Source organism: Paenibacillus sp. FSL P2-0173 (genome assembly GCF_038008045.1).
GTDB lineage: Bacteria > Bacillota > Bacilli > Paenibacillales > Paenibacillaceae > Paenibacillus > Paenibacillus polymyxa_B.
On record NZ_JBBOYK010000004.1, the window covers coordinates 631940 to 657325 of the forward strand.

The following is a 25386-nucleotide window of genomic DNA, read 5'->3' on the forward strand; positions in this document are numbered from 1 at the left end:
ACAGGAGCCGTGTCTTTTTGGTCTTTTTGGTCTATCAGGTCTACATTATGCATTCCGGAAAAAGGAGCTACTCGATTGCGTCCCTCTGTCTTCGCAGTGTACAGCATTCGATCTGCCTGAACATGCCTGGGACTGGAACGGACATGCAGCGGATGCTTATAGCAAAGGAGACCGTCCTCTGGACAGCCCCTTTTTCTGTAACATGTCTAGCTCATTCAACCCGTTAGTCTGTATGCTACCGATGGATGCCTGCTTTATTGCTGGGTCAAAATAATCGGACCATCTGCTGTAATGGCCAGCGTATGCTCGTATTGCGCAGACAAGCCGCCGTCCAACGTACGTGCGGTCCAGCCGTCCGCGTCAATTTTACTGCGGTATGTGCCTGTGTTGAGCATCGGCTCAATTGTAATGACCATGCCCTCTTTTAAGCGTGGTCCACGGTGCGGCGGTCCGTAATGTGGAACCTGCGGTTGCTCATGCATCTCTTCCCCGATGCCGTGCCCAATAAATTCGCGTACGACCGAGAAGCCTTCCGCTTCCGCATAGGTTTGTATCGCATGGGAAATATCTCCGATCCGGTTACCGATAACAGCTTGCTCAATCCCTTTATACAGTGATTCCTTGGTAACGTCCAGCAGCTTTTGCGCCTGCTCAGACACATTACCTACCGCATACGACCAAGCGGAATCTGCCAGCCAGCCATTCAGATTCACAACCATGTCGATCGTCACGATGTCCCCGTCCTTCAACGGTGTCTTATTCGGAAAGCCGTGGCAAATCACATCGTTAGGTGAGCCACATGTTGCAAACTGGTAGCCGTTATAGCCCTTTTGCTCCGGTGTTGCGCCATGCTTCTTCATAAAGGATTCTGCGAAAGCGTCGATTTCCAGTGTCGTAATGCCTGGCTTGATCATTTTGGCAATTTCCCGGTGGCAAGCAGCCAAAATGTCTCCAGCTTTTTTCATATTTTCAATTTGTTCTTTGGTTTTAATGATAATCATTAAACGGTCTCCTTCTTTTCCGTGTTCGTTCCACTTTTCACTGCTTCTTTTTTCTGCTTCTATTGTAACGCTAAAAGCAGCGAAATGGAACCGATGTCAACTGACACCGTTTACAAGGATCTTAAACGGGGTATATAATACTCCATAACTTGTATACCAGTATGCAAAATTATTTCCAAGATAGGAGTATCCTATGAAATATCCAACAACCTGGTTACAGGGCGCATCGCTTGGGGAAAGGATTGCTTGTGAACTCCGGCTTCAGATTATACGGGGCATTCAGACGCCAGGTACTGTGCTATCTGAGAATCAGATTGGTGCCGATTTTGGTACCAGTCGTTCTCCGGTGCGTGAAGCCTTGAAGGCACTCTCGGGCGAAGGACTGATCCGTTTGGAGCGCATGGGGGCGGTTGTCGTCGGCATGACACCCGGTGATATGGAGGAGCTATTCGATGTGCGAATGCTGATTGAGCATTTTGTTGTACAAAGGTATGTACATAGTGATAATGCCACATTGGTGACTGTTCTGAATCAGATGATTGACAAAATGGAAGTCGCTCTCAAGTACAGAGATGTTGTTGAATTTTCTCTTCAGGATTTTAATTTTCATGAGGCTCTGGTTCTGGAAGCAGGCCATACCCGTATTCTTCATACCTGGAACGGTATGAGACAGTTAATCCTGACGGTCATGTTAGCTGCGACAGAACAACGATTTGCGTCCAACATCGAAGAATCACAAGTCACGATTCACAAACATCGAACCTTTGCAAACGCTTTAAGTCAAGGGAATGCTCAAGAGTTGTCGGGATTTATTGAGGATCATTACCGAGATACCCGCAACGCGGTTAACGACAGCGTCCTGTCTCCCTACAGAAAGACATCGTCCTAGCCGCAACATGCGTGACAAAGAGCCGATGTACCGCGCTTCATGCGTTTCTTGCTGGCGCGGTTCTCTTTTACATTAAAGTTGTCGACAAGTATACATTTAGCTACACATATATGAATAAGGAGGCATACCTTCATGAACACATTATTCGGCTTGAGCCATAACGCGTCCCTGCTCATATGGGCGCTAGTTACCGTCATTCTTTTGATTTTGCTGATTGCCAAATTCAAATGGAATCCCTTCGTTTCACTGCTGCTTTCGTCGGTATTTCTCGGACTGGTTAACGGGATGCCGGGACATGAAGTTACTGCCTCCATCACCAAGGGGCTCGGCAGTACGCTCGGCTCCATCGCCATCGTGATCGGTTTAGGCACCATGCTCGGTAAAATGATGGCAGAATCCGGCGGTGCCGAACGCATCGCGACCACACTGATGGATCGTTTTGGTGAAAAACGCGTTCATTGGGCGATGATGATCGTAGGCTTTATCGTGGGTATTCCAGTATTTTTTGAGGTTGGTATTATTTTATTAATTCCCATTCTGTTCACGGTTGCCCGTAAAATGAATATGTCTCTGCTGAAAATCGGTATTCCGATGCTGGCAGGACTATCGACGGTACACGGCCTTTTGCCACCCCACCCGGCTCCGATGATCGCGATTGAAGCCTTTAACGCCAATATTGGACGCACGATAGGATATGCACTCATCGTGGGCATCCCATCCGCCATTATTGCGGGCCCGGTCTTCGGCGCTTGGATCGGCAAAAGAATCATGGTCAGACCTTCCGAGAGGCTGGACGAGCAGTTCAGAAATACGACGGGACGGTCGCTGCCTCCTTTTTGGATTACTCTGTTCACCATTTTGTTGCCTGTTATTCTAATGCTTAGCGGATCAGTCGCTGAAATCGTAGACCCGGCCAATACACATCCGCTCACTGTATTTTTCAAATTCATTGGTGATGAGGTTATGGCATTGCTGATTGCGGCCGTGTTTTCTTTTTTCTCGCTAGGCTATGCACGTGGTCTAAAGAAAGAGGATTTGTCCCGTTTTACCAGTGAATGTCTGGCACCAACAGCCTCTATTATCTTAATTATCGGGAGCGGCGGTGCATTTAAAACGGTATTGATCGACAGTGGTGTAGGTCAGGCCATTGCAGCGGTCGCTACAGGAGCCCATATGAATGTGATTGTATTTGCTTTTCTGGTCGCTGCGCTCATTCGTATAGCCACTGGATCAGCGACAGTCGCGATGACGACAGGCTCCGGTATTGTCGCACCTGTGCTGGCACTTACTCCCGGCGCGAATGTCGAACTGGTCGTCCTTGCTACAGGAGCCGGGTCGCTGATCTTGTCTCATGTGAATGACGCCGGTTTTTGGATGATTAAAGAGTTTTTCAATATGACGGTTCCGCAGACTCTAAAATCATGGACCGTTATGGAAACCATCCTCTCCCTGGTCGCTTTCGGTTTGATTATGCTGCTGAGTGTGTTAATTTAACGATAATGAGCTAATAACGGTAAGTGAAGGGGAGATTGAATATGACAGACACCCGATATATGATCGGCGTCGATATCGGTACGACCAGTACCAAAGCGGTGCTTTTTGAAGAAAACGGCAATATTGCCGCCCAGCACCATGTGGGCTATCCGCTCCATACACCTGAGCCGGATGCGGCAGAACAGGACCCGGAAGATATTTTCAAAGCTGTCGTGACGACGGTGCAAGAGGTCATGAAACAAAGCGGAGTGTCAGCCGAGCATGTGCTGTTCGTCTCCTTTAGTTCGGCCATGCACAGTGTACTGGCGGTGGATAAGAACGGCAAACCGCTGACCGCCTCCATCACTTGGGCAGATAACCGTAGCGCCAAATGGGCCGAAGCGCTCAAACATGAATACAACGGACACGACATTTACTTACGTACCGGAACGCCCATTCATCCCATGTCACCGCTAACGAAACTGATGTGGATTACACGGGATTTACCGGATGTTGCGGCCCAGACGTATAAATTCATTTCCATTAAGGAGTACGTCTTTGCTCGGTTGTTCCACCAATATGTCGTGGATCACTCGATTGCCTCCGCTACCGGACTCATGAATTTGCAGCAGCTGGATTGGGACGAGGAAGCGCTGCACCTTGCAGGTGTGACGAAGGAGCAGCTATCCGAGCTGGTGCCGACAACGCATGTGCTCAAAGGGCTGGATGAGACCTATGCGCATGACATGGGCCTACTGAAGACGACTCCTTTTGTGATCGGGGCCAGCGACGGTGTCTTGTCCAACCTCGGTGTGAATGCGATCAAACCTGGAGTTGTCGCTGTTACCATCGGCACCAGCGGAGCCATCCGTACCGTAGTTGATAAGCCGCTCACGGATGCCAAAGGGCGCTTTTTCTGTTACGCCTTAACCGAAAAGCTGTGGGTCATCGGCGGCCCGGTGAACAATGGAGGTATAGTCTTCCGCTGGATCCGGGATGAATTTGCAGCCTCCGAGGTGGAAACGGCCAAACGACTGGGACTTGATCCATATCATGTGCTGACCCAAATTGCGGAACAGGTACGTCCTGGCTCCGACGGTCTGCTCTTTCTTCCATACTTATCCGGTGAACGTGCGCCCCTGTGGGACCCAAATGCTCGCGGCTCCTTCTTCGGTCTGTCCCTGCGTCACAAAAAAGAGCATATGATTCGCGCCGCTCTGGAGGGTGTGCTGTTCAATTTGTATACCGTCATGCTCGCCATGGAAGAAGTCATCGACAGACCGTCAGTCATTCACGCCACTGGTGGATTTGCACGCTCGGAGCTATGGAGACAGCTCATGGCGGATATTTTCGATCAGGAAGTCATTATCCCCGAAAGTCTGGAAAGCTCATGTCTGGGCGCAGCTATTCTGGGCTTGTACGCGCTGGGACGGATTGATTCGCTGGATGCTGTGTCCGGTATGATCGGTACCACTCACCAGCACAAACCTGTAGCAGAACACGTGGATATTTATCGCGATTTACTACCGATTTATATCCGCATTTCACGTAAATTCGAAGAAGAGTTCAAGGATATTGCGGAATTTCAGGCCAAGTCCCTACAATCTTAAATTAGTGGAACCTGTTCTAACGCTGCTGCGTATTACCTTTTTATAAAAACCTGTCTATGTCAGTTGGGCAGGGTAAGAAGGAGGATTAGACGATGCTTAAACAATTACTGCACCGCCTGCTACATTCCACCTCTCATTCTCATAAGCGGCGATACAGCAGCTCAGACCGTTATTACGAACGTGAACGTAAACACCATTCTTCTTCAGACGGTTACAAGAATAGCCACAATGGGCACCGATATTACAAGGATAAACGCCGTCATTACTCCAGTTCTTAGCCAAACAACAAGAAGTAGCGACGGAATAGAGCGTACCACAAGAAGCATGCCACAGGCTCCTTCAAACCCTATAAAGCGAAGACCCTTCTCATCTCAAGGGCCTTCGCTTTATTGTTGTGCGCCCTTCGTTATGCAGGGCAACATCTGTGCATTTTACAGGAAATCGGTTATGACCGAAATTACAGAAACAGGGTTTTAGAGATGATCACCAGCAAAATAAACAGAACAAGAATCGCTCCTACAGAGGTCCATGCTCCTACGCCGCAACCCATACCGCCTACTCCACACATATGACTCATTTACAACACTCCCTTCGCTCATTTACAGAATCATTGTATGTAGACCTGGTCAAATGCGTAAGGGGGGCATTCCCCCATTTTTGCGGCGAATGCCTGTTTATTTTTAGGGACTAACGTTATGGGTCAACCTCAAGCAGCAACAATGCTTCCTCCAGATCTTGCATAAACTGTCGGCTATTCTCATAACGTGGCCGAATCTGAAAAAGACGCTCCAGCATTTGACGCACAGGTGAACTCAGTTTCAATTCTTCCTGCCAGCTTGCTGGCGGTTGATCTGGCTGAGGCTCGTAACTGCTATACAGCATAAAAAGCATTAAATGTCCGACATCGTACAAATCGCTGTAGACGGCGACATCTTGTCGCTCGGGTGCGCGCTTTTCCAGCATGGATTCGGTAAATACATCTTCCTGTCGCTCTCCCATCGCCAGAGCAAGACCAAAGTCGATCAGGTAAGGCTTCCCCTCGCGGTGAATCACATTGGGAATGCGGATATCCCGATGGATATAGCCCCGTTCATGCACATGCAGAACTCGCTCCATTAACTCCAAAATGTAGACAACGCATTCCTGTTCTGTAAAGGAACGCTCCTGTTCAAATATAAGCTCCTCTAGCGTCATGCCAGAGATGTATTCCATGACCACAACTATTCCGTTCGAATGCTCGACACTTTCGAGTAGCTTCGGAATATTGGGGTGTTCCATCTGCCGCATAATATGAGCCTCTCGCTGCAATAGCTGAACTGCCTTCGTCCGTTTGCTCGGTCTGGGCAATTTCACCGCCACCTCTTGTCCGCTGTGCCGATCCAAACAGAGATAGGTCAGACCATAGCTCCCCATGCCTAAAAGCGAACAAACATCATAACGTCCGCTCAGCAAGTCACCAGGCTGTTTCGGATAATCCATCCATGATTCAAATGCGTTCCGCAACCAAGCAAACATACTTATATCCTTTCCTCTACATGCCGCAGCAACGTTTCTTATGCGGCTTGTTCGTATTCTTGTATTCCGTTATTATACCATCCACGATAAAAGACCATCAGAACCGGGAAGGTCTGATGGTCTTTATCAGAAAAGATGCTGGTTATGCCTCTCTGCGTCTGCGCGGTGTCAGACCAAGCCAGGACAACAACGAACTGCGCGATTTTCGTTGCCTGCCCTGGTAGGTACGCAAATTCGTAATTAACTGCCGGTCCCGTTCCTCATCGATCCTTTCTTTCATCCAGCGTTTTTGATCCTCCAGTTGGTTAGACAGGTTGATATTCTTTTCCACCAAACGGCTGTGCTCTGCTTCCAACTCCTCCAAACGGCTCCGCATTTCCAACAAAGCGTTTTGCACCATGTCCTGCATCTGCGCCAGTTCCTGTGGCTCTACGGACTCCTGCGTTTGTACGGATACAGGTGCTTGCTCCAATCTATACTCAATGGTAGATGCCAAAGTCTGGAACTCCTCCTGCGACTGTAGCTGCATCATGGGTTCCTCTGACAGTTCCTGAGCATTCATTTCATCCTGTAACTCTGTCAGTTCAACCGTAGCAGCAGCTTGCGCCTGCATGACCGTCTCTTCCCTGCCCTCAGCCGCCGCCATTATTTCTTCCCAGGTTGCGGTCAGTGACTCAGCATCCGAGATGGGTGGCAAGCGGAATTCCTCATCCTCCATTTGAAAGGGAGCGGTCACTCTCTCAAGCACCACCTGAACCGCCTGCTCCATCGTCATATGCTGTTCACGCAATGCCCACCGCATCACCTTCAAGCACTCAACATCCTCAGCACTGAACATTCTCGATTGATTCGCGGAACGCTGAAACACATACCCTTGCTCCTCCAGCGCCGCTGCATATTTACGAAGGGTACTCGCCCCGATTCCCAACTGCTTTGCTGCTTCCGTCGTCGATTTGCTTTCTTCCATTTAATCATTACCTCCCCGGATGGTATGGAAAGAAATTAGCTTGTATATGTAGAATTCGCGAAATCCATTGGAAACCCTTTGGCAAAAATGTTCTAATATTGCAGACTGCTAAGAACCTTTGTCATAACGGAATATTTGTAGAAATACAAGAAACGACATTGTAAGAGAATACTTTCGTTTTATGTACCCTTCAGACTCTTTAAAGAGCGTCACATAAATGTCACACTTTCATGATTTCTATGGCACCATTCCTTCCATCAACATGGTCCATGTTATAATTTATACAGCGGTCACCTTAAATATAAATTGAAACGTCCTCTCCTACCTTCCAGTAAAAGTATTGATAATTTACGTTCATTCTACAATTAATCCTAGAAAGACACCTCTATTTACAGTTCATTTTTAATTTTCCAGAATGGAGACAAAAAAATGGATATTTTCAAAAGATCAGCAATATGTTATGTTATGTAACGTAAAATGGATTTCAGGCATAATTTGTAGCATATTAACGTTCGCTGGAACGAGGAGGCAACATAGATGAAGGGGAAGGCAAGGAAAGTAGCTATTGTCGGCGCGGGAATGGTCGGTTCGAGCTGTGCCTACTCAATGGTTAATCAGTCCATTTGTGATGAGATCATGATGATTGACCGCACGTATGATCGGGCTTTGGCCCATGCACTGGATCTGTCCCATTGTATGGATTTTACGTCCACACGTACCAAGGTACGTGCAGGCACGTATGCAGACTGCACGGATATGGACGTTGTGATTATAACGGCTGGAGCCAACCCTAAACCGGGTCAAGACCGCCTATCTGTGCTGGATGACGCAGTGCTTATTACCAGAGAGATTGTAACAGCGATTATGGAGGGTGGTTTCGACGGTATATTCGTCATTGCCGCTAATCCTGTCGACATTGTAACGTATATGGTACAAAGTATATCCGGTCTGCCGCGCAACAAGGTGATCGGCACGGGCACCTCCATTGACTCATCCCGACTCAAGACGTTGCTTTCTGAGGTGTTTTCCATAGATCCGCGCAGCGTACAAGGATATGCGCTTGGCGAGCATGGCGAATCCCAATTCGTTGCCTGGTCACACGTCACGATTGGTGGTAAGCCACTCTTGCACATTTTGCGTCAGCATAAGGAACGATTCAGCCACGTCGATCTGGACGACATTGCCCGTAAAACTCGGGATGCAGGCTGGGAGATCTTCACCCGCAAAGGGGCCACTTATTTTGGTATTGCCAATGCGCTGGCGTACATTACTCGTTCCATTTTAAATGATGATGGTAAAATTATAGCGGTCTCTGCTGTATTGGACGGCGAGTACGGACACACCGATGTCTGCACGGGCGTTCCGGCGATTATCGGCAGCAGAGGAATTCAAGAGGTCATCGAGCTGGAGCTAAGTCCGGAGGAACAAGCGAAGTTCGACGCCTCTTGCCACCTTATCAGCAATAATATTCGTGCCATTTCAGGCCTAGTGTAAACCAATAGAGTAAGCATCTTATTCAGAACACGAACCTGTAGCACAGCAAAAAAAGCTCCTTACCCTAATTTAGGATAAGGAGCTTTTTGCAGTCCTCGTATTCCGCACTATATCTCTTTATAACGAAATACTGTCAGTCCCGCCAACGTAAATACGACAAAGCTACCCATTATAACCATCAACAGTGTGTCAGTTGGCACCATGAACGCCCCAAAGTTGTCTCTTCCACTCGGCATCATCGCCAATAAAGGCTGTGTCCATGGATAGTACGGACCGTAGGTTTGAGAATTGGCGACCAGAATATTTGGCACGGTGAAGACGAAATTCAACGCAAGCGGTGCAGCAAAGCTGGACCACAGGAAGGACACCATCAACTGCAACGCAGCCAGCGGCAGGCAGGCTACCCAGCCGGCGAGCAAACTTTGAGCGATCACGGCCCATGGAATCGGTCCGTTCATACCCTGCACAGCTCCAACACCCAGCAACGCTCCTCCGAACAGTAGCTGGGTCAATCCGACCATAGCCATAATGATGGTCAGCTTGGCCGCATACAGACTCGTGCGGGACAATGGCAATGACATCAGCTGCTTCCAACCGCCGCCCCCATGCTCGAATCGGCAGACCAGAGATGCAAATACGGCGGTCAGCATCGGCATGAACAGCAGCGCATGAACTGTAAGCATGGCAGACAACAACACCTGCCAATTCCCTCCCGGGTTTGCCAGCAAACCAATCAGGACGGCAATCGCCGGGCTGACGAGCGCAAGGAGCCAGACGGGCGATTTCGCCATTTTCATACGTTCAACAGAAAGCAGCCGTACATATCCTCCGAACATTACGCCACATCCTTTCGGCTAAAATGGGCCGCTGTCAGCAGGCTCAGAAGCACACCCGTTCCGCACCCGACGGACGCAAACATCCACGCTTGAGGTGCAACCCATGCGAATTGAGGCCAGGCCAACGGAAACCATTCGGACAGCTGTGAAGCAAACAAGCTGCCGATGCCTAACGTAATGCCCAGTGTTACAGGCAGAGCCTGATTATGGAACGTGACCGTTAACCACAACAATAATACGAGCATAGGCAGCGTGCCGCCTAAAGGCCAAAATCCAAGCCGCAGTAATTCTCCAATCGGCGCCGGCTCTCCTCCGAAGCCGAGTAGCATGCCCAACACCCACGTCCCTACCGTCAGGAGTACACAGGACACACACAGCATCCCGATCGCCAGCGTCAGCTTGGCCATATAGACGCTGAATTTGGAAATCGGCAAGGCCAGTAGCTGCTTCCAGGAATTAGACATATGCTCCACATTCGCCAACATGGAAGCGACCATAGTGGCTCCTAACACCAGCGCAAGGGGGACAAACATAGCGATGTTATCCATCAAGGATTCCCACAAATGGCCCTTGTATCGCGGAATCAGATAGTCATAGCGGAGTCCAAAGTTCAGCGCCTGCATCGCCACCAGCCCAAGGGGACCGAGAAACACCAGGAACCAGATTCCCTTTCTGCGTGCTTTGAGCAGATCCGCCGTGAGCGCCCGCAGCATCATAAGGAAGTTCCTCCTTTGCCCACCACTTGCATGAACATATCCTCCAGCGATTTGCGGCGTTCCTCCACACGGTATACGGCATGCGTATTTTCGACCAATCTTCTGACCAGCAGCGCAACAGCCGCATCATTCATGTTCTCGAAATCCAGCGCCGATCCGTCCTTCACTGAATGGTAGCCCTGCTCACGCGCAATCAACTGGGCTGCTTCCGGTTCCGACACTACGATCCGAATTCCGCCTGCCGATTCCTGACGGAGATTATGAATCGTGTTTTGAAAAACAAGCTCTCCTTCTCGGATAATACCCACGGTATTCGCCATATGCTCTACCTCGCTCAACAGATGGCTGGATACCAGCACGGTGATCCCCCGTTGCTTGGGCATCGCCTGAATCAATGTGCGCATTTCCTGAATACCCTCCGGGTCCAAACCATTCGTAGGCTCATCCAAAATGAGCACTTCGGGATTCCCAAGCAGGGCTGCTGCAATGCCAAGTCTCTGCTTCATACCCAGGGAGTAGCCTTTGACTGGACGTTTGGCATGCTTGGTCAGTCGGACGACCTCCAACACTTCGGCAATGTTTTGCTTGGGTACATTCAAAATACGGCGAATGGCCTCCAGATTTTCAATTGCGTTCAAATGACCATAATACGAAGGATACTCCACCAACGAGCCGACTTTACGCAAGATATCGAGCTTATGTCTGCGAATATCTTTGCCGAATATACGGATCGTTCCTCGAGTTGGGCGAATAAGTCCAAGCAGCATGCGGATCGTTGTCGTTTTCCCCGCTCCATTGGGACCCAGAAATCCGTAAATATCTCCTCGAGCTATTTTCAGGTCCAGCTGATTAACCGCCGCGCGGCCTTTGTATATTTTGCTGAGACTGTTCGTTTCAATAATGTATTCGTTCAAGTTCCTCACCTCGACACCTATCGTAACGTGCCAAGTTTAAAGCCAAGGGAACTCTGAGTTTAAGTTTTGTTTAAAAAACGAATTTTTGTCCCGGCTGATGAACTGAAAATCTCCCTCTCCAAATTCATTTCGCGAGCCAGCAGTTCTGTAATCGCCAAACCAATCCCTGCCCCTTTTTCACTGGACTGTTGCTCCATACCGGGCCCTTTATCTGTGATAACCAATGCCTCTGTCCCATTATCTTTCTGTACTTGAACACCGATATATCGGCCTGAGGCAGCATGGCGAACTACATTTTGAAAGAGATTGTCCAGCAGACGACGGAAGCCTTGCTCATCGACATTCCACACCATGCTATGTTCGGGCAGGTCGATATCCACTTCAAAGCCCTCCTTTTCCCACACCGGATACCAGCTGGCTACACACTCCCGCACTAGCCGCAGGATATCACGTGGTGTGTTATTCATAGTGTATTTTCCACTAGCTAGCAGATTATAGGTGAGCAGATTGTCGATCAGACTCCCAAGGTCTTTTAGCTTGTTTTCCATCAGTGTAATCGACTGTTTCCCTCGGCTGCTCAGATTTTCACCATCTAGTGTATACAGATGGCTACGCACGACCGTAAGCGGCGTTCGAATATCGTGTGACAGATCCGCGACCAGTCTCTTCCGCAGCTCTTCCTCCTGACGCTCACGTCCCCGACTCTCGGCCAACTGCTCAACCATCTGATTAAATGCTTCCTCCAGCTTGCCGATTTCATCCGGGCGTCCAGTGGTAACAAGAATAGGCAAGCCATCCTCTCCTCGCTGCGACATGGCGGCCTGAAGCTGCAACAGTCTTCGCCGAATGCCTCCAAAAAACAGAAGAGATACGAATATAAAAGTGCCCAGAATCAATACGATAAAAAAGAGATAGTACATCAACATGCTACTATCTGTAGGTGGCTGTTCAAAGAACGAACGAGGCACTTTTAACACCATATAGCCCTGATTCACATCATTCTTGCCCCCGCCAATAAAGGCTACTACCGTAAACGGCCCCTCATAGCTTGCTTGCTTCATAAAAGCTATAGCCTGCGCAGCGTTCCATTGTTTTGGCATGTTAGGTTGTGTCGGTAACTCCAACCTTGTTCTACCTGCGGTATCCACCCAAAATATTTGTGATTTAGGGAACATATCTTGTTGTATTTTGCGCAGATGGGCTGAGATTTGCTCTGGTGCGGCTCCCTTCAAGGCTACAGCTTCGCGATGCCAGCTATTTTCAGTATGGGTAGCAGAGGGATAGTAAGCGTTTTTAGGCTTGAGCTCCGCCCCCCAATTCAATAACACGCTATATATCAAGGCTGTAACAGGCAACACAATGGGCAACAGCATCATAGCAACCACAATAATGACCAGATAACGGAACAACAGTGAACTGCGAAACCGACCTCCCTGACCCGGCCTAGAGCTGGGGTGTAGCCTCCTCCAATCCTTGCGCGTCCTGCTCATTATGCTTTCACCCGATATCCTACACCACGGATCGTCTCAATGATGCGGGGTGCCGCAGGATCAATCTCCAGCTTTTCGCGAAGGTGTCGGATGTGGACCATTAAAGTTTTGTCTCCGTCAATATATGGGTCCCCCCACACTGCTTCATACATTTGCTCTTTTGTCATAATTTGGCCCAAATGCCGCAGCAAATAAGCAAAAATGTGATATTGCTTGCCTGTCAGTGTAATTTCCTCCCCGGTATCACGGTTCATAATACGGTTATCAGGAGAGAAGACAGAGAGATGCCCCAGTTGTAAGGATTCTTCCGGCACGGTTCCCGATCGGCGCAGCAAAATCTCCATACGTGCTATGAGCTCGTCCGGGTGAAAGGGCTTGGTTACATAATCGTCGGCGAAATCCAGTCCTTGCAGCTTATCGTCAATGGATGTACGGGCAGACAACATGAGAATGGGAAGCTCCGGGTACTCTTTTTTGAGCCGCTTCCCCATGGTGAATCCATCCAGACCGGGTAACATCACATCCAAAATCACGAGTTGGCACGTACGGGCTGCTTCCACAGCCCCCTCCCCGCTGCGAAGCCATACTACAGCGTAATTCCGCTCTTCCAAATACTGATGCGTCCAAGCACCAATATCCTGGTCATCTTCGATGTATAACACATTTGTTTTCATCATGGGCACCTACTTATCGTTTTTCTTTTATGTAATGGGCATTATAGCATTTATGGTACATGACCCACTTAAAAAGGTTAATAACTACCTTATACGACATACGCTTCACGAGCATTCAAATTTGAATGCTCGTGAAAAAAGGAGGCCTACCCGATGCTGCTGGAAGCGATATACCATCACCCGAAACGCAATTGGGCTTTTGGTTATAATGATGAAACGATATTTCTACGGCTACGTGCGAAGAAAAATGACCTGAATACCGTTCATGCTCTCACCGGAGATAAATACGATTGGGACCGCACCCGACAGCTTGTCCCGATGTCCAAATTCGCTACCGATGGCAGGTTTGATTACTATGAATGCAGCGTAAAACCTACTCATCGTCGGCTGAAATATGGATTTTTGCTAGAAGACGGTGAGGAACGTATTTGGATGAACGAGGACGACTTCACCACCCTGGAACCTCAAAACGCAGACAGTCTGTTCCAATATCCGTTTTTGAACCCGATTGATATTCTGAAGCCACCTGTATGGGTGAAGGATGCTGTATTTTATCAGATTTTCCCGGAACGTTTTGCGAACGGTGACCCCTCCATCAGCCCAGAAGGTGCAGAGACATGGGGCGGAACGCCACAAAGAGACAATTTTTTCGGTGGCGATCTACAGGGGATTCTGGATCACCTGGATCACTTGAACGAGCTAGGGATTAACGCCATATATATGACCCCTGTCTTCAAGGCAACGACCAATCATAAATATGATACAGAGGATTATATGGAGGTGGACCCGCATTTCGGGGACAAAAAGACATTAAAAAAACTGATCGATGCCTGCCACGAACGAGGAATTCGGGTGCTGCTTGATGCGGTTTTCAACCATTCAGGGCGTACGTTTAAACCGTTCGTTGACGTGCAGGAAAAAGGCGATGCCTCACCTTACAAGGACTGGTTCCATGTACATAGCCTTCCCCTGGAAGTGGTGGATGGCACACCGACTTATGATACATTCGGGCTGGAACCAATGATGCCCAAGCTGAACACCGAACATCCTGAGGTGAAAAAGTACCTGCTGGATGTGGCAAAGCATTGGATCGAAGAAATCGGCATCGATGGTTGGCGGTTGGATGTGGCAGACGAGGTGGATCACGCCTTTTGGCGGGAATTCCGCACTACGGTCAAGCAGGCCAATCCGGATGCGTACATTTTGGGTGAAATGTGGAATGAATCGTCTGAATGGCTTCAGGGGGACCAATTCGATGCAACGATGAATTATCCGTTCACCTACGCGGTGAATGATTTTTTCGTCAAGAAAGTGACCGATGCCCAAAGCTTTGCCTTCGCCATCGGACGACAGCTGGCCCGCTATCCGCAGCAAGCATCCGAGGTTGCCTTCAATCTGCTGGATAGCCACGACACACCACGCCTGCTGACACTGTGCGGGGATGACAAGCGGCTGATGCGACTGGCCGCCCTGTTCCAGTTCACGTACATGGGCGCACCCTGCATCTATTACGGCGATGAGATCGGCCTGGATGGAGATGCCGATCCAGGCTGCCGCAAGTGTATGGAGTGGGACACCGACAAGCAGGACCGCGAGCTGTTCGACTTTTACCGCGAGTTGATTGCGCTTCGTAAGGGGCACCCTGTCCTCCGTGATCAGGGAAGCATCACCTTTCTGGAGGCACAGCCAGAGGGTACCTCACTTGCCTACGAGCGCCGCAGCGAGGAAGAAGTAATGCTCGTGCTGCTCAATCGTTCCGATGAGGATCACGTTTTTGAACTGGACATTCCTGAGCAGGAATGGCAATTAGCTTTTGGCGAAAGCCAGTTGTCCAAAGGAGCGAAGGGGTTGCACGCCAAGCTTCCACCCTACGGATACGCTGTACTGAAGGCAGCACCTGCTCGGTCAGTAAATCCTGCTTAAGAGGACGATGTCAAGGCGGGAAGCAAGGCATCCGCCTATATAGGCGGATGCTGATGAAGGTACCTGCCGAATACGGCAAAAAAAGCGAAACCACCGGGAACAAGATGTTTACTTGTTCCTGATGGTCTCTTTACGTCGAATAAGAACTTCTATCCAAGCCGTTTATTTATTTTTAACATCTGTTCTTACTACCCCAACATCCGAAGCATTGATCGAAATGGGGTTACCGCCTTGTCCTGTCTGAGCTGAAGAAGATTGTCTGACGACCACCGAAACTCTTTTATTCTTAAATCCAGTTCGTCTTGTTCTCCCCAATGCAATACCTCCTTAAATATATACGTGAGTTCCTTAAACCTCTCAATTACGACTCAACCGTGAAGAGATATGCTATATGAATATGCCACTGTAGAAAACAGGTAGCGGCGAATAGCGGATCATAGAGAAAAGAGGCTCGGTGATTCACACAAAAAAACGAAATTTCCATCCATGCAAAAAACCGCTCCAAGGAGATACCTTGAAGCGGTTTTTTAGCGCTACCTGAGCCAGTAGAGCAGTTTACGCAGGTAGCGTCTGTGTTTTCAATTGCACGTACAACTGGTGCGTCACCTGCTGCGGCTCAATACCCAACTCATCTTCCAGTATTCTGACGAAGCTTTCATAATGCTTTTGAGCAGCGGTATAATCGCCCAGTTGGGCATAGGCGGTCAGCAGCAGACCGCAGATATCGTCTGAGTACGGCTCCCGTTGCTGGAGGCTGAGTAAGCGCTGAACAGACTGCCGGGTACGACCTGAGCGAAGCTCGTCTCTCGCCAGCTCAGAAGCACATGCCAGATACATACTGCGCAGCTTCTCCCTTTTTGCATACGCCCACGGGTAATCGTACTCCTCCAGATAGTTGCCACGGTATAGAGCCAACAGGCTCTCAATACGCGGCGTACCGCCGCTACCGGATGCAGCCCATTCGGATATTCCCCGCTCGAATAGCTCCACATCTGTAATCCAGCCATTGCGGTTCAAGCGGTAGCGATCCAGATTGTATTCCAGCTTCGTATCTTGCATCCGTTCTTTCAATGCCTTGCGGATTTGGTAAATGGACGTGTGCAGGTGAACAACAGCCTTGTCCAAATGATATTCAGGCCATAGCGCATCCAGCAATTGTTCTTTGCTCACCCATTCCCCTTCATGGTGTAGTAAAAAGGAAAATAGCTCCTGTGACTTTAATGTGCGCCATTTGAAGGGTTTCGCTCCTACGGCTTCCTGTCCATCCTCCAAAATTTCAAGCTTTTGAAAACAACGTACCTTGGGGGATTGCTCTGCTGCAACTCCCAAGCTGGAAGAACGGGGATCAGCCAGCGTGGCTGCAATCCGATCTAACGTTTTGGATAGCCGCCGGGCATGAACGGGCTTTAACAAGTAATCCAGTGCTTGCAGTTCGAACGCTTCAATAGCATATTCCGAGTACGCGGTCACAAAGACGATATGAATATGGGAATCCAGCTGTTGAATCCACTCGGCGGCCTCCAGACCATTCATCTCTGGCATTCCGATATCTATAAAAACAATATCCGCACGTTCTACCGCCAGATGATCCAGCCCTGCTTGTGCAGACGTATATTTGCCCATTACCGTTAACCGTCCGTCCGCCTCCAGCAACCGTTCCAAGTAGGTTAATGCCGACCGCTCATCATCAATCAAAATCGCCTTCATTTGTGTCTGTACTCCCTTCCTGCTGCAACCATCCATCATGATGCTCTATTTACATGCTATCTGCTTTATCCTTACAATTTTTAATTCCTTATATTTTATATATCGTATCATCGCGGACGCGACATTAGCTTTTCCGACAAATGTACTGTACTTTTTTTATTCATCGGTATTCCGGGGCGAGATCGTTTCCGGCACACGGAAGCTTACCGTCGTCCCTTGCATTGAATTACTTTCAATCCGCAATCCTTCTCCATACATATGGATAAGACGGCGATGGATATTCCGCAGTCCCACGCTGGAAGATACATGATCCTCCGACAACAGCTGTTCCAGTCGCTCGGACGGAATCCCTACGCCGTCATCGGTCACGCTGACTACAAAATCGGTTCCATCCTCCTGCACAACCACTCGCACGGTTCCACCTGTTGCCCGTTGCATCACACCATGTCGTATCGCATTTTCCACGATGGGCTGAATGCTTAATGGCGGGATAAGCGACCGGATGTTCCTTCCTACCTCTACGGTCACCTGCAAACGTTCTTCAAATCGTGCTTTTTCCAGTGCCACATACGATTCTACCAATTCCAGCTCCTTGGATAACGGTACCGTATTCTCCCTGTTCTGAAAATCAAAACTGCCCCGCAAATACTGACTCAGCTCCATGAGCAGCTCCGCTGCTTTATCCGGGTCTACGGCTACGGTCGATACAATAACATTCAATGCATTGTACAGAAAATGCGGCTTGATTTGTGCCTGTAAAAAGGCCATTTCCGAACGCACCGCTTCCTCCGCCGAATGACGCATGTTCAACAGCGTGCGCACACGCGCCTTTAATTCCTCAGCATCAACAGGCTTACGTAGAAAATCATTAGCTCCCGCCATAAAACCCGCGCGGATATCGCCGGGCAGGTCGCGTGCCGTCAGCAGCAACACTGGTAGCTCGGACAGGGAATACCGTTCCCGTATCCGTCGGCACAGCTCAATACCGGACATTTCCGGCATCATCCAATCCGTAATGACTAGGTCAAATCGGGTACGGCCATTCAGCATGTGAAGTGCCTCCTCGGCATGATCCACTGCCACCACGCTACAACCTGTGGTATATAATAGCTCCTCCAGCACCCGAAGATTAACCTCATCATCATCCACAGCCAGCACTTTGTAGGGAACAGTCTGAACTTGCTCTTGGGCATCCTCTTCATGCGGAATCACATTCTGACCCGACGTCACGCCAGGCTGCAATATAACCGCAGACGAAACATCTTTTTGAGCTTCATGTGCCAACGTTCCGGTCTGCGCCAAGGGTAGTGTAAAATAAAAGGTCGAACCCTTGCCCAATCTAGATTCTACCCGGATATGACCACCATGCAGCTCCACTAGACGACGGACTATGCCTAATCCAAGCCCTGTTCCACTGTATCCTTCATCCTCAGCATTCGCCCCTCGGTTAAAAGGTTCAAATATATGCGAAAGATGCTCCTGGGCAATACCGGACCCGGTATCCTTCACACTGATTTCCATTTCGCGGTTCCCCGCTTTGGCAGAGATTACGATTTCGCCTTCCTCCGTAAATTTCACCGCATTACCCAACAAATTGTACAAAATCTGAATCAGCCGATCCTCATCCGCATCCACCTTGGGTAACGAATTGGGCCATTCTTTGACGAATTGCAGCTTTTTCTTACCCACCGTATGACCCAATACCTCCAGCACGGAATTTACAGCTGCCTGTACATTAACAGGCCGGCGATTTAAGGCTAATCTTCCATTTTTCAAATTAGAAAAATCCAGAATATCGTTAATTAAATAAGAAAGTCTGCGTCCTACATTCGCAATCAAGGACAAGTTGTGCTTTTGCGGCTCATTGAATTGTGCCCCGTAACGGTCTAGCATGGATTGAGCGATATTAATAATTCCATGTAGAGGAGTGCGCAACTCATGTGACGTGTTCGCCAGGAATTCGTCCTTTAACCCATCCAGTGTTAGCAACCGTCGTGACAGGTTCTCAACCTCCATAAACGAATGTACAAAACGTTTGGCCAGCAGAAGCGTTTGAGCCAATACGAATATGAGCATTTCATAGGCTGTCACCCCGCGCACATCTCCCCAGCCCAAAATATACACAAAACTAGTCACTACAATCATAAGTATGCTCATAATACTAATGACTAGCAGTGCAGCGTCATCCGTCCGTTGAAGAAGTCCACGAATCAAGATCAGTAATACATATCCCACACTAACTACGCCAAAAAGAAGAATAAACGCTTCAAAGGATGAGAGTATCAGTGTAGGCAACATTAGCCCCATACCTAGCATCAGTGCGGTTGTAATATTATAGAGGCGCAGCACGATCCGATTCATAACAATCTGCGTCGAAAGATGAACATACCGGATCAAAAAATAGTAGAACAGCGTTGAAGAGAACGACTGTATTTTCAGTATCCATTCATAAGGTAAGTCCGGTATTCCCCAGACCAGCAGCTTTTCTCCATGTGTCAGAATGTAAAATAAAGCCGCGATGCAAAAGCATCCTAAGTAAAGCAATGCCTTCTCCTTTTTACGTAAAAGATACAGCATGATAAAAAATACGGTAGGCATAAAAAAACCCGCTATCAGTACAGTGTCCTCTGCCATTGCAACTTCCCGGCTATGCGTAATACTCTCGTAATCCCCAAATAACAATGGGTAAATGATCCCACCGGAGGAATAACTATAATTAGCCACATGCACGGTAATATCTACCGATTGTCCATCTACCGCTGCAAATCCAACATAAGGAGCATTGCCCTGCTTGCCTTTGTCGGCAGAAACAGAGGGAATACCACTCGCTCCTACCTCTGCTCCGTCAATCCATACTCGGCTGGAACTCCGAATGTTTTGCATATAGATGCCGTACAGATTTTCCGCTTTTTCAGGCAACAGGATACGAATATGATAGGTTCCATATCCGGTCGCCTGTCCCTCAGGCATCCACTGATTCCATCTACCAGGCACATCCACAATCTTGGTAGAATATCCCGTTTCCATCCCCAATTCTGAAGAACTCTGATGATTTACCCAATCCTTATCTTGCAATTCATGAAAGGCTGAAGGTTGCACAAGCTGGTTGGGGTAAAATTCCCACTCCCCTCCCAGCTGTACAGGGCCTTCCTTTTCGGGATGCCAATTACGCAAATTTATAACGCCGTTATGAGCTTTCCAATGACTGTTTCCAGATAATACACCCGACACCAACGGATACACCGGCAACGCAACCGCAAGCAGAAGTATAATAAAAAATAAAACACCCTGTTTTTTCATAAATCCCCCGCTCTTTTCAATATCGTCTATCTTTTAGTATCGGTTATTCTAACCAGCTGTATTAGAAGCGCCCCCCATGCAAAAAGGGACGCCCGCCGCAGACAAAAATCTGTGCGGAATCGTCCCCTTCTATACATCCTTTACTTCCTTTATTTCCCTTATTAAGGAATCATGCCTTCATCATTACCACCGCCAGGAATCGAGCCTGAATCGTCTCCGCTGTTATCGCTTGGTGGCGTTGCTCCACCACTACTGTCGCCGCTTCCTGTTCCGCTGCTATCGCTTGTTGGTGTTGCTCCACCACTACTGTCACTGCTTCCTGTTCCGCTACTATCGCTTGGCGGCGTTGCTCCACCACTACTGTCGCCGCTTCCTGTTCCGCTGCTATCGCTTGGCGGTGTTGCTCCACCACTACTGTCACTGCTTCCTGTTCCGCTGCTATCGCTTGGCGGTGTTGCTCCACCACTGCTGTCGCTGCTTCCTGTTCCGCTGTTTTGTTGCTGGCTGGCTACAAAATCTTTATACTCCTGAATCGCATCTTCCAGATTCATATAATTTTTCTTAATTTCCGGCATAGGATAATACTGGTCCAGACGATTGAATGCATCCACTACTCTGTGAAAGTAGACCGTCGTAGGATCTGTACCATTTGCTGTGAGCAGATTGTTCGCAATGGTCTTGAGCTCATTGATATCATAATCAGTTACTATCCATTTGGACTGGTAGTTCGAAAACGCTGTAATCAAATCCGTGTTAGCCTGGTCTACCTGCAGCTGTGTGCTATCCGGAGTATTAAGCACAAGGCTTGCCTGATTAATTTGCCCTTGAAGTTCTTCGTTATCTTGTTCGGTATAATGACGGCCGAACGTCTGAACTTCATTATTAGCTAAATTTATGTTGTAATTCAACAACGTGGTATCCACCGCTATTGGTACGGCATACTGGCTCTGTACCTGTTGCAACTCCTCGTATACAGGAACAACGTCTTGTAATTCAAAGCTGGACAAACCCAAGAAGATGGAGGCATGCTCTGATGCAGAAGACAAGGCTTGCTGGGCTTCAGCGCTTAATGCACCTGAATTTTGCACCAAAATTCCATTGATCGATGCCTGCATTTCAATGATTTCGGCTCTCAATTGTAGTCTTTTCTCGTTATATTTTTCAATATAGGTCCCTTTAGCCTGACTTAATTGATTATAAGAGATCACCAATTGCTCCTCAGGAGTAAACGGCATAATGAGTGCAAAGTTGGCTTGTGCTGTTTGTTGCTCTAAAGACAGCATTTCCGTATTCAAGTAATTACGAGCTACAGGGTTAGACAGCAGTTTTAGATGAATGTCTTGAACCAGCTGCTGCAGTTTTTCCCGAATTGTAGCAGGCACTGGAGCAGTGAATTCCGCAAGTCTTTGACTCAGCTCCATGTTCAAGGTCAATACGTCCTGCTGCGTCATAGCGGTGTGCATCTTCTCTGTATATTCCTGAATGAGGTTGCCCAGTTCAACATTTTGAGAGCCACTCTGATCGTAGATAACCTGCGCTTCTTGTAAAGTATTTTTAAGCACTGAAAAGTCTGCTGCTTGCAATGCCAGAAATGCTTCTGTCGTATCTTTTATTTTTCGTGTCCATTCGTCCAACTGCTCAGTTGTAGCTAATGGGTTCACATATACACTTAATCCTTCCCTCACTAAGGACTTGTAACGCGCTTTGTCAGTTTTCATATTCTCCACACGATCCGTTACATCGAGAAAATGCAGATAGGTATCTCTGAGTTTTACTGATGCATTGTAGACTTCAATTACTCGACGTAGGCTTACTACTTCCCGATCCACAATATTTTGAGGAGCATTCCCTTCCAACACATTGTTACCAAATTGAATAGCTTGTCTTAGTGATTCATCCCAAAGAGGCGGGAATTCGTCGCCAACCATTTGATTTTGTTCAAGGGTAGTCGAAGCTACCTGAATCAGTCTAGTTAATTCCTGTGTCCCAATCACTGGTTCTGTGGCTGAGGCTGTGTACACAGAAACATCCTGCTTCAATGTGCTGAGCGCTTGATCTACCTCTGCCTGTGTAGCTGCTGTATTGTTCAGTACCAGCATAGCTTGATTGATTGCTATGGACAGGCTTTCCTTCGCTGCGGCCGTGTAAAGCGCCTGATCCGTTCCACCCTCACCTGCACGCTCCAGTAGTTCTTTGGCTGCATGGACTTCTGTCTCCAGCTGACTGCGGTCTACGCTGATAATGTCACTATCGTGTTTTTTCTTATCTTTGCTATCTGTGTCCGTGACAACCGATCCAGCAGAGGATGAGTTCTTCGTACCATTTACGAGACTAACAGCTTCTTTCATCGCATCATAGTTAATGATAACATCCTGCGGCTGTTTTTGTTCCGGCAGGTTAAGCTGGTTGATTGCAGCCCCCTTAGCCAGCGTAATAAAAGGAACACCCACATATTGTGATGCATCCAGCAAACCAATACTACCGCTAACCAACAGCTTGCCCAGTCCCTGTTGCAACGAAACGCGGCTAATCGCGGCATTTCCTTCGGTCACGATCGATGCATCATCTTTCAGCGTCAGGTTGTCAATCTTCGTTGTCCCGGTTGCTCTCAGCTTGGCATCCTTAGAGCCCAGCTCCACACCGGACCATGCCGTATTTTCTAAAATGGCCGATACAGGCTGATTCCCTGTACCTTTGATTTCCAATACCCCTGTGGAGGACATGTTCTTCAAGGTTACCGAGCCATTAACGATCAGGCGCCCCTCAAAAGACACACCCTTGCCATCAAAAACGCCACCGTCTGCGTTAATTTCCAGCTTATTCACACCTGTCAGCGTACGCAAGTTACGGTTAAGGTCGAATTTCGCCCCTTTTAATACAGCTTTGTTATTTTCACCGAACAAACCTTGCAAAGACCCTTCCAACTGGTAAGGGATATTTCCGATGCGAACGGTATTGCCCTCTGATTTCACTTCTCCTACCGGATGATCCAGCAGGCTGACGAATACTTCTGCACCACTCTCCCGGTTCAATGGATTTTTCAAATCCGTTGCAGAAGCATCCTCTGATAACAGACCGTAAGAGCGGGCAACCTGAACTGCATTTTGCTGTGCATTCGCTGTGCTGGCATCCTGTAAGTCCATTGCACGTACTAGCGATACGATCAGTTCTTCCTTGGTAATGGCATCCCCCGGACGGAACAGTTCCCCGTTGCCTGTCATATACCCGGCTGCACGTACAGCCTCAATATAGGGAGCGCCCCATGCATCGGACGATACATCCATAAAAGAAGTTTGCGGCTGATTGTTAACTTCCAACTGGAACAGACTGCACAAAATTTTAGCCGCCTCTGCGCGGGTCAAATTCTTTTGCGCCATAAAATCGCCCTGCTTACCGCCTGTCATCAAACCCAAGGTGCGAGCTTGTGCTACAAATCCAGTTTCGCTTTGCGTATCTGCTGTTGCTGCATAAGCAGTCTGAGCGCCGCCCATCCAAGGCAGAGATACGATTGAGCCTGAAGCAATACCTAATACCATCGCAGATGCAATCCATTTATTTCGTTTTACAAGTTTCAACATTTCCACTCCTAGACGCTATTTATTGGCATATATCCTGCTTTATCAAAGTCTTTAGTCATGTTTAGTTCTACGGATTATGCAACCAAGGAACTATGCTAAGAGAATTATACGAAGTCCCACTGAACCAATTCTGAACAATAAGACCTATATGATGGCATCACGCAACAAAATCGCTTGACTTGGAGTGAACTCCAAATGTAATAATATCCGGTGTAAGTAGCTGGAGTAGACTACATTTGAAGAAAACAATATCTAGGAAAGCGAGGTATAATTAAATGGACTATGTGAAACTTGGAAATACCGGTTTGGATGTATCCCGGCTTTGTCTTGGGTGTATGGGCTTTGGGGTTGCAGAACGGTGGATTCACCCATGGATACTAGATGAAGAGCGCAGTCGTCCAATTATAAAAAATGCCCTGGAGCTAGGTATTAATTTTTTTGATACCGCGAATGTATATTCAGATGGAACTAGCGAAGAAATTGTTGGACGGGCTTTAAAGGATTATGCGAATCGAGATGAAATTGTCCTCGCGACAAAGGTTCATTTCCGTATGCATCAAGGCCCGAATGGTGCGGGACTTTCCCGAAAGGCTATCATGAGTGAAATAGATAAGAGCCTTAAGCGACTGGGGACAGATTATGTGGATCTGTACCAAATCCATCGCTGGGATTACAATACCCCTATTGAAGAGACGATGGAAGCTTTACATGATGTTGTGAAGGCCGGGAAGGCAAGATATATTGGTGCTTCTGCCATGTACGCATGGCAGTTTCTGAAGGCGTTACATGTTGCTGAAAAGAATGGATGGACCCAATTTGTATCAATGCAGAATCATTTAAATCTCTTATATCGTGAAGAGGAAAGAGAGATGCTGCCGCTTTGTAAAGAAGAAAAAATCGGTGTGATTCCATACAGCCCGCTTGCAGGTGGAAGATTGACGCGTGATGTGCAGGAAACAACACATCGTTCCGAAACCGATCAGGTTGCGAAATCTAAATACGATGCGACTGCCGATACCGATCGATTGATCGTGGAGCAGGTTGCGGCCATCGCAGAAAAACGTGGAGTTCCTCGCGTTCAAATCGCACTTGCCTGGTTGCTACAGAAAGAACCGGTAACAGCTCCCATTATCGGTGCTACGAAAACGTCTCATCTCGAAGATGCAGTAGCTGCTCTTTCGATTACGTTAACACCTGAAGAAATTGCATTGCTGGAAGAGCCATATGTTCCTCATCCGGTAGTTGGCGCTCAGTAAATATGGATGAAATGAAAGTTTCGAAATAAGAAACAACAAGAAC

Annotated in this window: 20 protein-coding genes; 7 read left to right on the forward strand and 13 right to left on the reverse strand. The window is 48.2% G+C overall.

Features of this window, described 5'->3' with window-relative positions; all coding sequences use genetic code 11:
* Positions 1-254: 254 nt before the first annotated feature.
* Entirely contained in the window at positions 255-1001 is a 747-nt protein-coding gene (gene map / locus MKX30_RS22730) for a type I methionyl aminopeptidase (RefSeq protein WP_023986734.1), read from the reverse strand.
* A 193-nt stretch (positions 1002-1194) separates the two neighbouring features.
* On the opposite strand from map, the gene MKX30_RS22735 reads away from it, so the two are divergent.
* The 4 genes from MKX30_RS22735 to MKX30_RS22750 all read left to right on the forward strand — a co-directional run bounded on the left by MKX30_RS22735 (position 1195) and on the right by MKX30_RS22750 (position 5251).
* Entirely contained in the window at positions 1195-1890 is a 696-nt protein-coding gene (locus MKX30_RS22735; protein ID WP_069080452.1) for a GntR family transcriptional regulator, read from the forward strand.
* 132 nt (positions 1891-2022) lie between these two features.
* Positions 2023-3384, forward strand: a complete 1362-nt coding sequence (locus MKX30_RS22740; protein ID WP_069080453.1) for a GntP family permease — start codon at positions 2023-2025, stop codon at positions 3382-3384.
* Between the two features lie 41 nt (positions 3385-3425).
* The gene (gene gntK, locus MKX30_RS22745; RefSeq protein ID WP_069080454.1) at positions 3426-4973 is read left to right on the forward strand and encodes a gluconokinase; all 1548 of its coding nucleotides are present in this window, start codon (positions 3426-3428) and stop codon (positions 4971-4973) included.
* Between the two features lie 92 nt (positions 4974-5065).
* Complete coding sequence (locus tag MKX30_RS22750; protein ID WP_071559410.1) at positions 5066-5251, forward strand: hypothetical protein; 186 nt, start codon at positions 5066-5068, stop codon at positions 5249-5251.
* Positions 5252-5430: 179 nt separating this feature from the next.
* Here MKX30_RS22750 and MKX30_RS22755 read toward each other — a convergent pair whose 3' ends face one another.
* The 3 genes from MKX30_RS22755 to MKX30_RS22765 form a co-directional block, all read right to left on the reverse strand.
* Positions 5431-5550: a hypothetical protein gene (locus MKX30_RS22755; RefSeq protein WP_013369112.1), complete on the reverse strand. Its 120-nt coding sequence runs from the start codon at positions 5548-5550 to the stop codon at positions 5431-5433.
* Between the two features lie 116 nt (positions 5551-5666).
* Positions 5667-6488: a serine/threonine protein kinase gene (locus tag MKX30_RS22760; RefSeq protein WP_071559411.1), complete on the reverse strand. Its 822-nt coding sequence runs from the start codon at positions 6486-6488 to the stop codon at positions 5667-5669.
* A 142-nt stretch (positions 6489-6630) separates the two neighbouring features.
* Positions 6631-7455 carry a MerR family transcriptional regulator gene (locus MKX30_RS22765; RefSeq protein ID WP_071559412.1) on the reverse strand — a complete coding sequence of 275 codons (825 nt, stop codon included), beginning with the start codon at positions 7453-7455 and terminating at the stop codon, positions 6631-6633.
* 537 nt (positions 7456-7992) lie between these two features.
* On the opposite strand from MKX30_RS22765, the gene MKX30_RS22770 reads away from it, so the two are divergent.
* Complete coding sequence (locus MKX30_RS22770; protein WP_023986728.1) at positions 7993-8949, forward strand: L-lactate dehydrogenase; 957 nt, start codon at positions 7993-7995, stop codon at positions 8947-8949.
* A 107-nt stretch (positions 8950-9056) separates the two neighbouring features.
* Here the strand turns inward: MKX30_RS22770 and MKX30_RS22775 are convergent, their stop codons facing one another.
* The 5 genes from MKX30_RS22775 to MKX30_RS22795 are packed head-to-tail and all read right to left on the reverse strand — an operon-like array spanning position 9057 to position 13579.
* Complete coding sequence (locus MKX30_RS22775; RefSeq protein ID WP_069080457.1) at positions 9057-9785, reverse strand: ABC transporter permease; 729 nt, start codon at positions 9783-9785, stop codon at positions 9057-9059.
* The gene (locus MKX30_RS22780; RefSeq protein WP_023986726.1) at positions 9785-10501 is read right to left on the reverse strand and encodes an ABC transporter permease; all 717 of its coding nucleotides are present in this window, start codon (positions 10499-10501) and stop codon (positions 9785-9787) included. Before MKX30_RS22780 ends, MKX30_RS22775 begins: the two co-directional genes overlap by 1 nt.
* Positions 10498-11415 (reverse strand): ABC transporter ATP-binding protein, encoded by a 918-nt coding sequence (locus tag MKX30_RS22785; RefSeq protein ID WP_023986725.1) that lies wholly within the window; start codon positions 11413-11415, stop codon positions 10498-10500. The genes MKX30_RS22780 and MKX30_RS22785 overlap by 4 nt, the downstream gene beginning before the upstream one ends.
* 59 nt (positions 11416-11474) lie before the next feature.
* Positions 11475-12905 (reverse strand): sensor histidine kinase, encoded by a 1431-nt coding sequence (locus tag MKX30_RS22790; protein ID WP_341063563.1) that lies wholly within the window; start codon positions 12903-12905, stop codon positions 11475-11477.
* Positions 12905-13579 (reverse strand): response regulator transcription factor, encoded by a 675-nt coding sequence (locus MKX30_RS22795; protein ID WP_341063604.1) that lies wholly within the window; start codon positions 13577-13579, stop codon positions 12905-12907. The genes MKX30_RS22790 and MKX30_RS22795 overlap by 1 nt, the downstream gene beginning before the upstream one ends.
* A 153-nt stretch (positions 13580-13732) precedes the next feature.
* Between MKX30_RS22795 and MKX30_RS22800 the strand changes: the two genes are divergently transcribed.
* Positions 13733-15502, forward strand: a complete 1770-nt coding sequence (locus MKX30_RS22800; protein ID WP_341063564.1) for an alpha-glycosidase — start codon at positions 13733-13735, stop codon at positions 15500-15502.
* Positions 15503-15664: 162 nt separating this feature from the next.
* Here the strand turns inward: MKX30_RS22800 and MKX30_RS22805 are convergent, their stop codons facing one another.
* The 4 genes from MKX30_RS22805 to MKX30_RS22820 form a co-directional block, all read right to left on the reverse strand.
* On the reverse strand, positions 15665-15817 hold the full coding sequence (locus MKX30_RS22805; RefSeq protein WP_167348614.1) for a hypothetical protein: 153 nt from the start codon (positions 15815-15817) through the stop codon (positions 15665-15667).
* A gap of 240 nt (positions 15818-16057) precedes the next feature.
* Complete coding sequence (locus MKX30_RS22810; protein WP_023986721.1) at positions 16058-17209, reverse strand: response regulator; 1152 nt, start codon at positions 17207-17209, stop codon at positions 16058-16060.
* 156 nt (positions 17210-17365) lie between these two features.
* Entirely contained in the window at positions 17366-20509 is a 3144-nt protein-coding gene (locus tag MKX30_RS22815) for an ATP-binding protein (RefSeq protein ID WP_076265152.1), read from the reverse strand.
* Positions 20510-20670: 161 nt separating this feature from the next.
* Positions 20671-24087, reverse strand: coding sequence for an S-layer homology domain-containing protein (locus tag MKX30_RS22820; protein ID WP_341063565.1), 3417 nt, complete (start codon positions 24085-24087; stop codon positions 20671-20673).
* A 275-nt stretch (positions 24088-24362) separates the two neighbouring features.
* On the opposite strand from MKX30_RS22820, the gene MKX30_RS22825 reads away from it, so the two are divergent.
* Positions 24363-25343: an aldo/keto reductase gene (locus MKX30_RS22825; RefSeq protein ID WP_068941055.1), complete on the forward strand. Its 981-nt coding sequence runs from the start codon at positions 24363-24365 to the stop codon at positions 25341-25343.
* Positions 25344-25386 lie beyond the last annotated feature (43 nt).